13 protein-coding genes are annotated in these 14,663 nt (G+C 69.8%); 6 read left to right on the plus strand and 7 right to left on the minus strand.

Translation table 11 applies throughout. The annotated features are described in order from the left end of the window. Positions 1–19: 19 nt before the first annotated feature. Genes ACH34W_RS01050 through ACH34W_RS01075 form a run of 6 tightly spaced genes read left to right on the plus strand, consistent with a single transcriptional unit; the run spans position 20 to position 6,110 of the window. Positions 20–1,291, plus strand: coding sequence for an extracellular solute-binding protein (locus tag ACH34W_RS01050; protein WP_395958726.1), 1,272 nt, complete (start codon positions 20–22; stop codon positions 1,289–1,291). Further along, positions 1,288–2,460 (plus strand): ABC transporter ATP-binding protein, encoded by a 1,173-nt coding sequence (locus ACH34W_RS01055; protein ID WP_395958727.1) that lies wholly within the window; start codon positions 1,288–1,290, stop codon positions 2,458–2,460. Before ACH34W_RS01050 ends, ACH34W_RS01055 begins: the two co-directional genes overlap by 4 nt. After that, positions 2,460–3,395, plus strand: a complete 936-nt coding sequence (locus tag ACH34W_RS01060) for an ABC transporter permease (RefSeq protein ID WP_395958728.1) — start codon at positions 2,460–2,462, stop codon at positions 3,393–3,395. The genes ACH34W_RS01055 and ACH34W_RS01060 overlap by 1 nt, the downstream gene beginning before the upstream one ends. Further along, on the plus strand, positions 3,392–4,273 hold the full coding sequence (locus tag ACH34W_RS01065) for an ABC transporter permease (protein WP_395958729.1): 882 nt from the start codon (positions 3,392–3,394) through the stop codon (positions 4,271–4,273). Before ACH34W_RS01060 ends, ACH34W_RS01065 begins: the two co-directional genes overlap by 4 nt. Then, positions 4,270–5,037, plus strand: a complete 768-nt coding sequence (locus tag ACH34W_RS01070) for an SDR family NAD(P)-dependent oxidoreductase (protein ID WP_395958730.1) — start codon at positions 4,270–4,272, stop codon at positions 5,035–5,037. Before ACH34W_RS01065 ends, ACH34W_RS01070 begins: the two co-directional genes overlap by 4 nt. A 59-nt stretch (positions 5,038–5,096) precedes the next feature. Next, a complete protein-coding gene (locus ACH34W_RS01075; protein WP_395958731.1) occupies positions 5,097–6,110 on the plus strand; it encodes a mandelate racemase/muconate lactonizing enzyme family protein in 1,014 nt (337 codons plus the stop codon). 30 nt (positions 6,111–6,140) lie between these two features. Here ACH34W_RS01075 and ACH34W_RS01080 read toward each other — a convergent pair whose 3' ends face one another. Genes ACH34W_RS01080 through ACH34W_RS01110 form a run of 7 tightly spaced genes read right to left on the minus strand, consistent with a single transcriptional unit; the run spans position 6,141 to position 14,648 of the window. Then, positions 6,141–6,971 (minus strand): SMP-30/gluconolactonase/LRE family protein, encoded by an 831-nt coding sequence (locus ACH34W_RS01080; protein ID WP_395958732.1) that lies wholly within the window; start codon positions 6,969–6,971, stop codon positions 6,141–6,143. Between the two features lie 49 nt (positions 6,972–7,020). Next, a complete protein-coding gene (locus tag ACH34W_RS01085) occupies positions 7,021–8,151 on the minus strand; it encodes an aldose epimerase family protein (RefSeq protein ID WP_395958733.1) in 1,131 nt (376 codons plus the stop codon). Further along, the gene (locus ACH34W_RS01090; protein WP_395958734.1) at positions 8,148–9,539 is read right to left on the minus strand and encodes an aldehyde dehydrogenase (NADP(+)); all 1,392 of its coding nucleotides are present in this window, start codon (positions 9,537–9,539) and stop codon (positions 8,148–8,150) included. The genes ACH34W_RS01085 and ACH34W_RS01090 overlap by 4 nt, the downstream gene beginning before the upstream one ends. A 48-nt stretch (positions 9,540–9,587) precedes the next feature. Beyond that, the gene (mmsB, locus tag ACH34W_RS01095; RefSeq protein WP_395958735.1) at positions 9,588–10,847 is read right to left on the minus strand and encodes a multiple monosaccharide ABC transporter permease; all 1,260 of its coding nucleotides are present in this window, start codon (positions 10,845–10,847) and stop codon (positions 9,588–9,590) included. Next, positions 10,840–12,438: a multiple monosaccharide ABC transporter ATP-binding protein gene (gene mmsA / locus ACH34W_RS01100; protein WP_395958736.1), complete on the minus strand. Its 1,599-nt coding sequence runs from the start codon at positions 12,436–12,438 to the stop codon at positions 10,840–10,842. Before mmsA ends, mmsB begins: the two co-directional genes overlap by 8 nt. A gap of 5 nt (positions 12,439–12,443) precedes the next feature. Then, positions 12,444–13,571 (minus strand): multiple monosaccharide ABC transporter substrate-binding protein, encoded by a 1,128-nt coding sequence (chvE, locus tag ACH34W_RS01105; protein WP_395958737.1) that lies wholly within the window; start codon positions 13,569–13,571, stop codon positions 12,444–12,446. Positions 13,572–13,598: 27 nt separating this feature from the next. After that, positions 13,599–14,648 carry a hypothetical protein gene (locus tag ACH34W_RS01110; RefSeq protein ID WP_395958738.1) on the minus strand — a complete coding sequence of 350 codons (1,050 nt, stop codon included), beginning with the start codon at positions 14,646–14,648 and terminating at the stop codon, positions 13,599–13,601. Between the last annotated feature and the right edge of the window lie 15 nt (positions 14,649–14,663).

Genomic DNA, 14,663 nt, shown 5'->3' on the forward strand with positions numbered 1-14,663 from the left:
GCCCAGGAGGACCACCCCCATGAGATCTCCGCGCATCTCCGCCCCCTCCGTTCCCGCCGCTCGTTCCACCTTTTCCGCTCGTTCCGCCGTCTCCCTCGCCGCCGCCGGCTGCCTGCTCGCCGGGCTGGTCTCGTGCGGCTCCCCGGACTCGGGGGGCAAGCCGGCCGCCGAGCCCGCGGCCGGCGACGTCAAGCTCCCCACCAAGCAGGTCACGCTGAACATCATCGACGTGGCAGGCAACCTGCAGCTCACCCAGCAGATTTTCGAGAACTACAAGGCGAAGAACCCCAAGCTCATCAAGAACATCACCTACACCAAGGTCACCGCGCCGGAGCTGGCAGGGAAGGTCAAGGCCCAGCAGGACGCGGGACGGCTGGACATCGACCTGGTGCTGACCGGGACCGACGGGCTGTCGGCCGGGCTGGAGCAGAACCTGTGGATCGACCTGCTCGGCAAGTACGCCGACAAGCTCCCCGACATCAACAGCCTCTACCAGCCGCCCGCCGCCAAGATGCAGGAGCTCGCCCATGGCAAGGGTGTCGTCGTGACCTACTACCCGTCGGGCCCGCTCATCGAGTACAACCCCAAGACCGTGCCCAACCCGCCGAAGACGGCGCAGGAGCTGCTGGCCTGGGCCAAGGCACACCCCAAGAAGCTGATGTACGCGAGGCCCGCCAACTCCGGACCTGGCCGTACGTGGCTGATGGGGCTGCCCTACATCCTCAAGGACTCCAACCCCAAGGATCCCGTCAACGGCTGGTCCAAGACCTGGGCGTACCTCAAGGAGCTGGACAAGTACGTCGAGTACTACCCGACGGGCACCTCGCAGACCATGAAGGAACTCGGCGAAGGATCGCGTGACATCATCCTCACCACCACCGGCTGGGACATCAATCCGCGCGTCCTGCAGCAGGTGCCCAAGGAGATGAAGACGCAGTCGCTGAACGGCTTCACGTGGGTCACCGACGCCCACTACATGGCCGTCCCGAAGGGCATCTCGGGTGAGAAGCTCGGCCTGCTTGCCGACGTCATGAAGTTCGCGCTCACACCGGAGCAGCAGGCGATCACCTACGACAAGGGCTACTTCTATCCCGGGCCCGCGGTGAACGGCGTGCCGGTGACGATGGCCCCGCCCGCGAGCCAGCAGGTCATCAAGGAGTTCGGCCGGCCTGAGTACGAGAAGCTCATCGCGGACAACCCCAAGGTCCCGCCGCTGGAGGCCAAGGACATGGTCGCCGCCTTCGATAAATGGGACAAGGAGGTCGGCGGCCAGAAGGTGAAGAAGTCATGACGCCGGAGACCGTCATGGCGGGCGAGCGGCGCGCCGCGTTCGACCATCTGCGGCTGGACGGAGTGACCCGGCGCTTCGGCTCGGCGGTGGCGCTCAGCGAGCTCGACCTGCGGATCGAAGGGGGCGAGTTCCTGGCCCTCCTCGGCCCGTCGGGCTGCGGCAAGTCCACCGCCCTCAACTGCCTGGCCGGGCTGCTCCCGCTGTCGGCCGGCTCGATCTGGCTCGACGGCGAACGGATCGACGGGCTGCCACCGGAACGCCGCGGCTTCGGGATGGTGTTCCAGAACTACGCGCTCTTCCCGCATCTGTCGGTCCGCCGCAACGTCGCGTTCGGGCTCTCGGTGCGGCGGGTCGGCAAGGCCGAGATCAGGCGGCGGGTGGACGAGGCGCTCGCGCTGGTCGAGCTCACCGAGCACGCCGGCAAGCTGCCCGGCCAGCTGTCGGGCGGGCAGCAGCAGCGGGTGGCGATCGCCCGCGCGGTCGTGCTCCGGCCGCGGCTGGTGCTCATGGACGAGCCGCTGTCCAATCTCGACGCCAAGCTGCGCGTCCAGATGCGGACCGAGATCCGGCGGATGCACCAGGACCTCGGCCTGACCACGGTGTACGTGACGCACGACCAGGAGGAGGCGCTCGCCCTCGCCGACCGGCTCGTGGTGCTTCGCGCGGGGAAGGTCGAGCAGATCGGCACGCCCGAGGAGGTCTACACCTACCCCTCCAGCACGTACATCGCGGGCTTCATGGGATACCGCAACCTGCTGGAACTCCCAGTCGTGACGACAGAGAACGGCCGGGTCACGACGGACAACGGCCAGGTCGTGGTGGGGGAGGGCACGTTCCGGCTGACCGGCGTTCCGCAGCAGCGGATCTCCGGGTCGCGCGCGGTCGCCGCCGTCAGGCCGGAGGACTTCCGGCGCGCCGTGCCAGGTGATCGGAACACCCTCGGCGTGCGGGTGGAGGTGTCGGAGTTCCACGGCCGGGAGGTCGCCGCCGAAGGGGTCACCGAGGGCGGGCACATCATTCACTTCCGGCTGCCCGAACGGGTTGCGCCAGGCGAGCGGATCGAGCTCGCGGTGCCCGTGGAACGCGTGCTGGTGTACGCGGACGCCGTGGATCCCGCGGTGGACGCCGCCAGTGGTGCCGTGTACGGCGCCGGGCCGGAGGAGGCGTGATGGCGGTCGACACCGAACGCACGACGCCCAGCGCGCCGCGTGCGCCACGGCGGGCGGGCGGCCTCCGGCACCGGCTCGCGGAACGCGGTGTGGACCGGGTGCTGCTCCTGCTGGTGCCCGCGCTCCTGGTCGTGATCCTGCTGTTCCTCTACCCGATGATGTACGGGGTGGGGCTCTCCCTGCAGCCGCAGAAGGGCGGCGGGATGCTCGCCAACTACCGCGCGTTCTTCGACGACCCGTACCAGCGCGACACCATCTGGAAGACGTTGCGGCTCGCGCTCCCCGCCGCACTGATCAATGTGGGTGTCTCGGTGCCGATCGCGTACCGGTTGCGCGGGAGGTTCCGGGGGCGGCGGGCGCTGACGGCGATCCTCGTGCTGCCGGTCACGCTCGGGACGGTGCTGGTCGCCGACGGGTTGTTGCGCTACCTCGGGCCGAAGGGCTGGTTCAACCGGGTCCTGCTGGACCTCGGGTTGGTCGACGAGCCGGTCCGGCTGATCTACAACTACTGGGGCGTGCTGTTCTCGCTGATCATCACCGGCTTCCCGTTCGCGTTCCTGCTCGTGCTCGCCTACATGTCGGGCATCGACCCGACGCTGGAACGGGCGGCGGCGACGCTGGGCGCCGGGCCGTGGCAGCGGATGCGGCGCATCCTGCTCCCGCTGCTGGCGCCGGGGCTGGCGACCACGTTCGTGCTGGCCTTCGTGCTCGCCTTCTCGGTGTTCCCGTCGGCCAACCTCGTCGGCGAACCGGCGGACGAGACGCGCGTGATGGCCATCGCGGCCTACCAGTCGGCGTTCGAGAAGTACGACTACTCGATGGCGTCGACGATCGCCGTGCTGATGGGCGCGTTCGAGCTGCTGGTCATCTCGGTCACGCTCCTCGTGCGCGGCCGTCTCTACACCGGGCCGTCGGCGGGAGGTAAGGGCGCATGAGCATCGGCCGATCCCCCACCGCATCCCACGCCGCATCGCGCCGGCGCGGTCTGCCCGCCGGGCGCGCGGGCAGCTGGATCGTCTGGGGCTGCGTCGCGTTCTTCCTGCTCAACCTGGCCGCGCTGATCCTTTCGGTGGTGGTCAACTCGTTCGGCACCAGCTGGTTCGCCGGTTGGCTGCCGCAGGGCTTCACCACCGCGTGGTACTCCGACGCATGGTCGGAGTTCGCGCTGGGCGAGGTGTTGCAGACCACGCTCGCCGTCACGCTCGCCGTGGTCGCGTTGTCGCTGCTCCTCGGAGTGCCCGCCGCGTACGCCCTCGCCCGCCGCGACTTCCCGGGCAAGCGCGCGGTGTTGTTGCTGCTCCTGCTCCCGGTGTTGCTCCCGCCCATCACGTACGGCATCCCGCTCGCCACCGTGCTCTACAAGTTCCACCTGGCCGGGACGATGACCGGGGTGGTCGCCGCCAACCTCGTGCCGGCGTTGCCGTTCGTCGTGCTGGTGATGACGCCGTTCGTCGAGCAGATCGACACCAATGTCGAGTCGGCGGCGCGGATGTGCGGCGCGCGCACCCGGCAGGTCTTCACCCGCGTGCTGGTGCCGCTCCTGCTGCCCGGCATCCTGGCCGCCGGCATCCTCGTCCTTGTCCGGACCGTCGCGATGTTCGAGCTGACCTTCCTGGTCGCCGACGCCGACAGCCAGACCCTCATCGTGGCGCTCTACAGCGCCGCGTTCACCCCGGGCATCCGCGCGGCCCAGGCCATCGACGCCATGGCCGTGATCTACATGGCGCTGTCGGCGATGCTGCTGATCATCGCGCTGGTGTTCGTCAACCCGACACAGATCGTGACCCAGGTGAGGGAGGCGACTGCGGAATGAGCGCCGTGAGATTCGACTACTGGGGTGAGCGTGTGCTGGTGACCGGCGCCGCCGGGCTGATCGGGCGCGCCCTGGTCGCCCGCTTCACCGAATGCGGCGCCGACGTCGTGGCCGTGGACTGCGACGCCGACGGGCTCAAGGCCTTCCGGCACGTGCCGAGGGTCACCACGGTGGTCGGCGACCTGGCCCGCGAGGAGGTCGCCGACGACGTCTTCGCCCGCCTCCACCGGGCGGGCGGCCTGGACGTGCTGGTCAACAACGCCGCGATCACCGAGGTCCGGACCCCGTTCATCGACATCGGCACGGCCCTGTGGGACGAGGTGGTCGCCGCCAACCTGCGGTCGGCCTATCTCCTGTCGGTCCGTGCGGTCCGCTACTGGCGGGAGGCCGGACGCGGCGGCGTCATCATCAACATGTCGTCGCCGGGCGGTTCGCGGGCTCACGACGACCAGGCCGCCTATGACGTGACCAAGGCGGCCCTGGAAGCCCTCGCCCGCGCGATCGCCGTCGAGCTCGGTGGTCAGGGTGTCCGCGCCAACTGCATCGCCCCGGCGAGCGTCGTCGGCGACGTCCGGCCCGCCACGGACCTCCCTTCGGGCCGTACGACGGCGCCCGAGGAGGTGGCCGACGCCGCCCTCTTCCTCGCCTCGCCCGCGGCCGCGCAGCTCAACGGGCACGTGCTCCGCGTGGACGGTGGCCTGCACGCCCGCCTGCGCACCGATCCGTCCCAGGAGCAGCAGCGAGACGGCGGCCGGCTCGCATGATCACCGATCTGAGCAGCACGCTCCACCGGGTCCCGATGATCCGCCCGTGGAGTCCGGAGATGACCCACATCCACGTGATCGTCACCGTGCTGACCACGCACGACGAGCGCGCCGGCACGGGATTCTCGTGGGCGCCGTGGGTCGGAGGTCAGGCGGTCCACGCACTGCTCGAATCCGACATCAAGGACGCCGTGGTGGGCCTGCCGGCCCATCCCGGAGTGGTCTTCGACAGGCTCTGGTGGCATCTGCACGAGGCGGGCCGGGGCGGCCTGGTCACGACCGCCCTGGCGGCGGTGGACCTCGCCCTCTGGGATCTGCACGCCGCCGACGGCCTGGTCGAGACGCTCGGCCGGCGCCGCGACGCCGTCGAGGCCTACGGCAGCGGCGTCAACCGGCACTACACGCTCAAGGAACTGGTCGCCCAGGCTGAACGGTGGGTCCGGCACGGCCACAGCGCCGTCAAGATCAAGGTCGGCCTGGACGACCCGGCCGGCGACGTCGAACGCGTCGCCGCCGTCCGCGACGTGATCGGGCCCGGCGCCAAGCTCATGCTGGACGCCAACCAGCGCTGGGACCTGCCCCGGGCCCTGCGCGCCATCGAGGCGTTCCGCCCGTACGACCCGTACCTCATCGAAGAGCCGCTCCCGGCCGCCGACGTCCACGCCTACGCCCGGCTCCGCGCGAGCGTGGACGTCCCGATCGCCCTCGGCGAGAACACCTACACGCCGTACCAGTTCCGCGACCTCCTCGTCGCCGGCGCGTGCGACATCGTCCAGCCCAACGTCATCCGCGTCGGCGGCATCACTCCGTTCCTGCGCATCGTCGAGCTGGCCCGCACGTTCGACGTCCCGACGTTCCCGCACCTGCTCCCCGACATCTCGGGCCAGCTCGCCTGCTGCCTCCCGATGCCGACCATGGTTGAGGACGTCGAGGACGCGTCGTTCGCCGCGCTCGGCCTGCTGCGTGAGCCGCACCCGGTCCAGATCGCCGACGGCATGCTCACCCCCGGCGACCACCGGGGGCTGGGCCTCACCTTCGACTGCGCACGACTGGCCGAAACCAGGCTGTCCTGACCCGGACGAAACGATCTTGCCGTTGCCTGCTCAGCCGGGGAACGTGGTGGAGGGCAGGCCCTGGCCCGCGTTCGGGACCACGAACAACGATCCGGCGTGGGAGTCGTCGGGCGGGGCGGCGGTGGTTGCTGTGGTGACGTAGAGGTCGCGCAGATCCGGCCCGCCGAAGGCGCAGGCGGTGGTCTGGCGGGCGGGGATCTCGACGGTGCGGTCGAGGGTCCCGGCGGGGGTGTAGCGCAGGACCCGGCCGCCACTCCAGAGGGCAACCCAGACGCAGCCGTCGGCGTCGACGGTGAGGCCGTCCGGGAGGCCGGGGACATGGACGAACGGGCGGAACACCGGGTCGGGGACGTCAGAGTCGAGGACGTCGATCCGGCGGGTCGGGGTGTCCACGTAGTACATCAGGCTGTGGTCCGGGCTCCAGGCGATGCCGTTGCTGACCGTGACGTCGGAGCGGATCGTCGTGACGGTGCCGTCCGCGGTGACGCGGCGGAGCTTGCCGCCGCCGGGTGCCTCGTCGTAGCGCATGGTGCCCGCCCACAGCGCGCCGTCGGGGGCGACGGCCGCGTCATTGGCCCGGCAGCCCTCCTCGGGGTGGTGGGCGAGCCAGTGGAACGTGCCGTCCGGGTCGTAGAGGCCGACGCCGTCACGCAGGTTGGCCACCAGGCCCCCGTTCGCCCGCGGCTTGGCGGCGCCGACGTGCTGGTCGGCGCTGAAGACCTCGTCGGAGCCGGTGCCCGGGTGGTACGTGTGGATCTTGGAAGCGAGCACGTCCACCCACAGGAGCCGCCGGGTCGCGGGGTCCCAGGTGGGGCCTTCGCCGAGCTGTGCCTGTGCGGGGAGGGCGATGTCCCATTTCATGAGGTGTCTCCGAAAGGGCGGGCGGCCGGGGCCGCCCGCCCTGGACGGGTCAGCGGGCGGAGAAGGCGTAGGTCGTGGTGGTGTTGTAGTTCTGACTGGGCCTCAACGTCGTCGACGGGAAGTTGGGCTTGTTGGGCGAGTCGGGGAAGTGCTGCGTCTCCAGGCAGAAACCGTCACCCTGACGGTAGGCCCGGCCGCTGGTCCCGACCAGACGGCCGGTGAGGAAGTTGCCGGAGTAGAACTGCAGGCCCGGCTCGGTCGTCAGCACGTCCATGATCCGGCCGCTGCGCGGCTCGGTGACGCGGGCGGCGTGCTTGCCGTTCAGGACCCAGTTGTGGTCATAGCCGCGCCCCCGCACCATCTGAGGGTGGTTCGAGCGGATGCGCTCGCCGATCTTGTGCGGCTTGGTGAAGTCGAGCGGCGTGCCCGCGACGGGGGCGAGCTTGCCGGTCGGGATGAGGGTGGTGTCAACGGGGGTGTAGCGCTTGGCGTTGATGCGCATCGAGTGGTCGTAGACGCCACCGGAGCCCTCACCGGCCAGGTTGAAGTAGGTGTGGTTGGTGAGGTTGACCACGGTGGGCTTGTCGGTCGTGGCCTTGTAGCCGATGCGCAGTTCGTTGCGCGGTGTGAGGGTGTAGGTGACGGCGGTGGTGAGGTTGCCGGGGTAGCCCTCTTCGCCGTCGGGGCTGACGCGGGTCAGGCGGAGCGAGACGTCGCGGCCCTTCTTGATCGGCTGGGCCTTCCAGACCCACTTGTCGAAGCCGTTGGGACCGCCGTGCAGGCTGTTGTCGCCGTCGTTGGCGGGCACCTTGTAGGTCTTGCCGTCCAGGGTGAAGCTCGCCTTGCCGATGCGGTTGCCGAACCGCCCGATGATGGCTCCGAAGTACGGGTTCTCAGTGACGTAGGCCGGGCTGAGGTAGCCGGCGAGCGACTTGAAGCCCAGCGCGACGTTACCGCTGCGCCCGCGCCGGTCGGGGACGTCCAGCGACTGCACGATGCCGCCGTACGTGAGGATGCGCACCCGCATCCCCCGGCCGTTCGACAGCGTGTACCGCTCGACCTTGGTGCCTGAGGGGAGGGCGCCGAAGGCCTCCTTGGAGATCTTGGGGGCGGCGGCCGGGACGAGGGCCGTCGCGGTGAGCACGGCGGCGGAGGTGGCCACGGGTCGGGTGAGTTTCATGAACGACCTTTCAGGGGGGTGGGCAACAACCGGGCAGGAACGTTCTGGTAGACGACAGGGACCAGGAAACGGCGGATCGCGGCCGTGCCCACCGAGGTGTGGGACGGCGAGGTGGTCGCGGGCCAGGGACCGCCGTGGTGCATGGCGGCGGTGACCGCGACACCGGTCGGCCAGCCGTTGAAGACGATGCGGCCCGCGCGGTCGCGGACCTTGTCCAGGAGGGCGTCGGCGAGCCGGTCGTCCTCCGGCTCGGCGTGGACGGTGGCCGTCAGCGAGCCGGGCATGGCGCCGGCGGCGGCGAGCAGTTCCTCCTCGGTGTCGTATTCGACGATGAGCGTGGCCGGGCCGAAGTGCTCCTCCCACAGCTCCGGCGTCAGGTCGCTCACCGGGACGGAGAAGACGGCCGGGACCGGGTCGCCGTCCGACCGCTGCCCGGCCAGCAGTGACACCCCCGGACGCGCGGCCAGGTCGTCCAGGCCTTCGGCGAAGGCGTCCTGGATGCCGCTCGTCAGGAGGGGGCGCGGCGCGATCTCGTCGGCCAGGCGGTTCAGGGTGTCCCCGAAACCGTGCCCCGCCGGGAGGAACAGCAGGCCCGGCTTGGTGCACAGCTGGCCGCTGCTGTTGGTGAACGACGCCGTGAAGCCGCGGGCGATCTCATCGGCACGTTCACGCACCGCCGACGGCGTGACGAAGACCGGATTGACGCTGCCCAGCTCGCCGTAGAACGGGATCGGGTCGCGGCGCCCGCTCGCGAGGTCGTACAGTGCCCGCCCGCCCCTGGTCGAGCCGGTGAAGGCCGCCGCCCGGATCGCGGGGTGCTGGACCAGCGCGCGGCCGGCCTCGAACCCCTCGACCATCGCGAACGTGCCCTCCGGGGCCTTGGCCGGTGCCTCGTTCAGTGCGTCCAGCACCAGTTCGGCCGTCCGGCGGGAGGTCTGCGGGTGGCCCGGGTGCGCCTTGACGACCACCGGGCAACCGGCGGCGAGCGCGGCGGCCGTGTCGCCGCCCGCGATGGAGAAGGCGAACGGGAAGTTGCTCGCCGCGTACACGGCGACCGGTCCGATGGGCCGGTTGAGCCGGTACAGGGCCGGGTCGCCCTCCTCGATCACGATGTCCAGAAAGCCGCCGTCCTCGGCGACGCCGGCGAACAACCGGAGCTGCCCGGTCGTGCGGGCCAGCTCGCCGGTGAGGCGGCCCTCCGCGAGGCCGGTCTCCTCGCCGGCCAGGGCGATCAGCTCACCGGCGGCCTCGTCGAGCCGGTCGGCGATGCCGCGCAGGAACGCGGCCCGCGTGGTCAGCGGCACGGCGGTGAGGTCGCCGAACTCGGCGGCGGCGCGGCCCGCCGCGGCGCAGGCGTCGTCGACCTGGGCCACGGTGTGGTCGGTCATGGTGTCCTTCCGGATGAAATGGGGCGGGCTAAGGCGTGGAGACGCGCCTTAGCGGAGCAGCGGGGCCCCGGAGCGGCGCTTGGTCCAGATGTCGAAGGCGACGGCGGCCAGCAGGACCAGGCCCTTCACGAGCATCACGCGCTCGCTCGGCGCGCCGATCAGGGACATGCCGTTGTTGATCACAGCCATGATCAGACCGCCGGTGATCGCGCCGACCACCTTGCCCACGCCGCCCTGCACGGCCGCCCCGCCGATGAACGCGGCGGCGATGGCGTCGAGCTCGAACGCGTTGCCCGCGGTGGGGCCCGCCTGGTTGAGGCGGCCGGCGAAGATGACACCGGCGAGCGCGCCGAGCACGCCCATGTTGACGAACAGCCAGAAGACCACCGACTTGGCCTTGACGCCCGACAGCACGGCCGACTGCAGGTTGCCACCCACCGCGTAGATGTGGCGGCCGAAGACCGTCCGGCCCGTCAGGAGCGAGTAGCCCAGGACGAGCGTGGCCAGCAGGACCAGCACCCAGGGCAGGTTGTGGAAGCGGGCGAGCTGCACGGTGACCGCCATGATGAGCGCGCCTGCCGCGATGAGCTTTCCAGCGAACACCGGCAGCGGGTCGACCGTCTGCCCGTACCCCTGGCGTGCCTGCCGGGTACGCCACTGCGTGACCGCCAGCGCCGCGGTCGCCGCGGCCGCGGCGAGCAGGCTGAACAGGTCGGCGCCGCCGAGCGGCCCCAGCGCGACGTTGCCGAGATAGCTCCCGGTGAACCCGTTCGACAGCGTGCGGACCGGGTCCGGGAACGGGCCGATGCCCTGGTTGCCGAGCACCGTCAGGGTCAGCGCGCGGAACAACAACATCCCCGCGAGCGTGACGATGAAGGACGGGATGCCGAAGTAGGCCGTCCAGTAGCCCTGCCAGGCGCCGATCGCCGCCCCGGCCACCAGCGTCAGCACCAGCGCCAGCGGCCATGGCACGTCGTGGTTCACCATCAGCACGGCCGCGATCGCGCCGGTGACGCCGACGACCGAGCCGACCGACAGGTCGATGTGGCCGGAGATGATGATCAAGATCATCCCGATCGCCAGGATCAGGATGTAGGAGTTCTGCACGATGATGTTGGAGATGTTCTGCGGCTGGAGGAGGTCTCCTCCGGTGAGCACCGTGAACAGCGCGACGATCAGTGCGAACGCGACATAGATGCCGCTCTGCCGGAGGTTGAACGACAGCCGCGGCGGCGGTGCGGACCTGCGTGGCCCCGCCGCGGCGGACTTCGCCCCGGCGGTGTTCGCGGAGGTGGCGGTGTCACTCATCCGGCCTGCTCCTTGTTGACGGTGTTGTGGTGTTGGTGGTGTTGACGTTGTCAGTGGTGTTGGTGGTGAGGTCCATGGTCATGTGATGCATGAGGCGCTCCTGGGTGGCGTCCGCACGGTCGACCTCGCCGGTGATCCGGCCGGCCGCCATGGTGTAGACGCGGTCGCACATGCCCAGCAGCTCTGGCAGCTCCGAGGAGATGAGCAGGATCGCCTTCCCCTCGGCCGCCAGCCGGTTGATGATCGAATAGATTTCGTACTTGGCGCCCACGTCGATCCCGCGGGTGGGCTCGTCCAGGATCAGCACATCCGGATCGGTGAAGATCCATTTGGCCAGCACGACCTTCTGCTGGTTGCCGCCGCTGAGCTTGCCGGTCACCGCGAGCACGTCGGGCGCCTTGATGTTCATGCTGGTGCGGTACTCCTCGGCCACCTGGTACTCGCGGTGGTCGTGCACCCAGCCGAACCGGGCCAGCCGGGACAGGCCCGCGCCCGAGACGTTGTGCTTGATGTTCTGGATCAGGTTGAGGCCGTACCGTTTGCGATCCTCGGTCGCGTAGGCCAGGCCATGCCGGATCGCCGCCCCGACCGAACGTGCCTCGATCTGCTTGCCGTCCTTGAAGAGGCGACCGGAGATCCCGGTGCCGTAGGAACGGCCGAACACGCTCATGGCAAGTTCGGTCCGGCCGGCGCCCATCAGCCCGGCCAGCCCGACGATCTCGCCGCGGCGCAGCTGGAGGTTGGCCCCGGACACCACCGGGCGGTCGGGCTGGGACGGGCTGTGCACCGTCCAGTCCTCGATCCGGAGCACCTCCGAGCCGATCTCCGGCTCCCGCGGGGGATAGCGGTGCTCCAGATCGCGGCCGACCATCCCGGCGATGATCTGCTCCTCGGTGACGTCGCCGGCCGACGGATCGAGCGTTCCGATCATCCGGCCGTCGCGCAGGATGCTGATCGTGTCAGCGACCGCCAGCACCTCGTTCAGCTTGTGCGAGATGATCACCGAGGTGATGCCCTCGTCCCGGAGCCCGCGGATGAGGTCCAGCAGGTGCGCGGAGTCCTCGTCGTTGAGCGCCGCGGTCGGCTCGTCGAGGATCAGCAGGCGCACCCGCTTGGACAGCGCCTTGGCGATCTCGACGAGCTGCTGCTTGCCCACGCCCAGGTAGGCGATCGGCGTGACCGGGTTCGCCGGCAACCCGACCCGCTCCAGCAACCGACCGGCCTCGTGGTTGGTGCGGTTCCAGTCGACCACGCCGCGCTTGGCCTGCTCGTTGCCGAGGAAGATGTTCTCGGCGATCGACAGCTGCGGGCACAGCGCGAGTTCCTGGTGGATGATGACGATCCCGCGGGCCTCGCTGTCGCGGATGCCGGCGAACTCGCACGGCTCGCCGTCAAAGCGGATCTCGCCCTCGTACGAGCCGTGCGGGTACACCCCCGACAACACCTTCATCAGCGTCGACTTGCCCGCGCCGTTCTCCCCGCAGATCGCGTGGATCTCGCCGCGCCGCACCGACAGTGAGACGTCTTCGAGGGCCTTGACGCCGGGGAACGTCTTAGTGATCCCGGACATCGTGAGAATGTCGTCAGCCATGGTGATCAGCCGAGCTGCGCTTGCGTGTAGTACTTGGTGTCGAGCAGGGCCGACTTGACGTTGGACTTCTCAACGATCATCGGCTGCAGCAGCTGCGACGGGACGATCTTCTTGCCGTTCTCGTAGTCCTTGGTGTTGTTGACCGTGGGCTTGCCGCCCTTGAGCACGGTGTCGGCCATCTTCACCGTCTCGGAGGCGAGCTGGCGGGTGTCCTTGAAGATCGTGGAGTACTGCTCACCGGCGAGGATCGACTTGACCGAGGCCAGCTCCGCGTCCTGCCCGGTCACGATCGGGTACGGCTGCGAGCCGGTGCCGTAGCCATTGCTCTTGAGGGCCGACAGGATGCCGATGGACAGGCCGTCGTAGGGCGACAGCACGCCGTCGACCTTGGCGCCGCTGCGGTAGGTCTTGGTGAGCAGGTCCTCCATGCGCTTCTGCGCGGTGGCCGGGTCCCAGCGCAGGATGGCGATCGTCTTGAAGTCCTTCTGGCCGCTCTTGACGACGATGGTGCCCTTGTCGATGTAGGGCTTGAGCACCGACATCGCGCCGTTGAAGAAGAACGTGGCGTTGTTGTCGTCCGGGGAGCCCGCGAAGAGCTCGACGTTGAACGGGCCCTTGGCCTTGCCCTCGGAGCCGTCGGCGTTCTTCAGCTTGAGCCCGATCAGCAGCGAGGTCGCCTGCTGCACGCCGACCTTGAAGTTGTCGAACGTGGCGTAGTAGTCGACGTTCGGGCTGTTGCGGATCAGCCGGTCGTACGCGATCACCGGGATCTTGCTGTCGGCGGCCTGCTGGAGCTGCGTCGTCAGGGTGGTGCCGTCGATCGAGGCGACGATCAGGAGCTTGGCGCCCTTGGTGATCTGGTTCTCGATCTGGCTGACCTGGGTGGGGATGTCGTTCTCGGCGTACTGCAGGTCGACCTTGTAGCCGAGCTTCTCCAGGCTGGACTTGACGTTGTTGCCGTCGCTGATCCAGCGCTCGGACGACTTGGTCGGCATGGTGACGCCGATCAGCGCGCCCTTGGCGTCGGCCGCGTCCGGCTTCTTGTCGATGTCCTTCTCGGCGGAGCCGCACGCGGCCGCCGTCATGGTCAGGGCGATGGCGGTGACCGCCGTCGCAAAACGCCCGAGTTTCATGTCGTTCTCCTTGGGGGTGGGTGTTTCTCAGGTGGTGAGGGCGGCCGTGTCGGCGAGCGGGAATCGCCGCAGAGGACCAGGGGTTCGTGAACCGAGTGGTGACATCCCGCTGTCGGCGCCGAGCCGGGCGAGAAGATCAAGGACGAGCCGGCCGCGCCGGACACGCTCGCGGCCGCTTTCGACGGCCAGCGTGCCCATGTGACGGCCCGCAGGGTAGATCGGCGCCGCGTTGCGCAGGCCGAACTTCAGGTAGATCGGGGCGCCGCAGCGGATCAGCTCCGCCGCCTCGTACATCCGCACGAAGCCGCCGAGGTCGTCGGGCGTCTCCACGTAGAAGTCCATGGGGGCGGTGCTGACCGCGCGGAGCTCGGCGATCTGAGCGAGGGTGAGGTCGCTGGGCACGTTCAGCGAGTCGCCGCCCAACTGCTCCCACACAGCGTAAGAGGCCGGGTTGACCGGTCCGACCAGCGCCGACACCTTGAACGTGGTGTCGGCGGGCAGACGTCCGGCGGCGCGCATCTGGTGCAGCGTCCACAACACGCCCTCGTCCGCGACGAGCAGGCATCGCACCCCGAGCGCGGTGGCCCGTTCCGCTTCCTCCACGCACTGCGCGAGCTGGTCGCGGCCCCGGGCGCGCGGCCCGGAGGCCAGGTAGGCGCGGCCGCCGGCGCCCGGGTCCCAGGTCCCGCGAGGGCCGAGGAACAGGCAGAGTTCGATGTCGTTCTCGTCGCAGGCCGCGACCATCTGGATGATCTCGGCGTCGGTCAGCATCCACACGCCGCTGCCCTGGCTGATGCGGTGCAGCGGGACCGCCAGCCGGGCGCTTTCGGCGAGGACGGCGTCCAGCACGGCCGGTCCCTCGCAGGACGGCAGCTCGGTCCGCCACGTTCCCCCGTCGGGGAAGGCGTACGCGGAGGACGGCACCGTCTCGGCGCTGGGCGGGAAGCCGAGATCTTCCAGGACGTGCTCGCCGGGCCGGCGAGCCCCCGGGCGGTGGGCGTACGCCGTGGCAGCGTGCGAATCAGATGCCAGCGCGTCGGCTCCACCGGGCCGGTCGTTGATGGGTGTGGGAGTCATGGCGTCCTCGATCAT

The sequence above is a fragment of the Actinomadura sp. 6N118 genome (genome assembly GCF_044326415.1).
Taxonomy (GTDB): domain Bacteria; phylum Actinomycetota; class Actinomycetes; order Streptosporangiales; family Streptosporangiaceae; genus Spirillospora.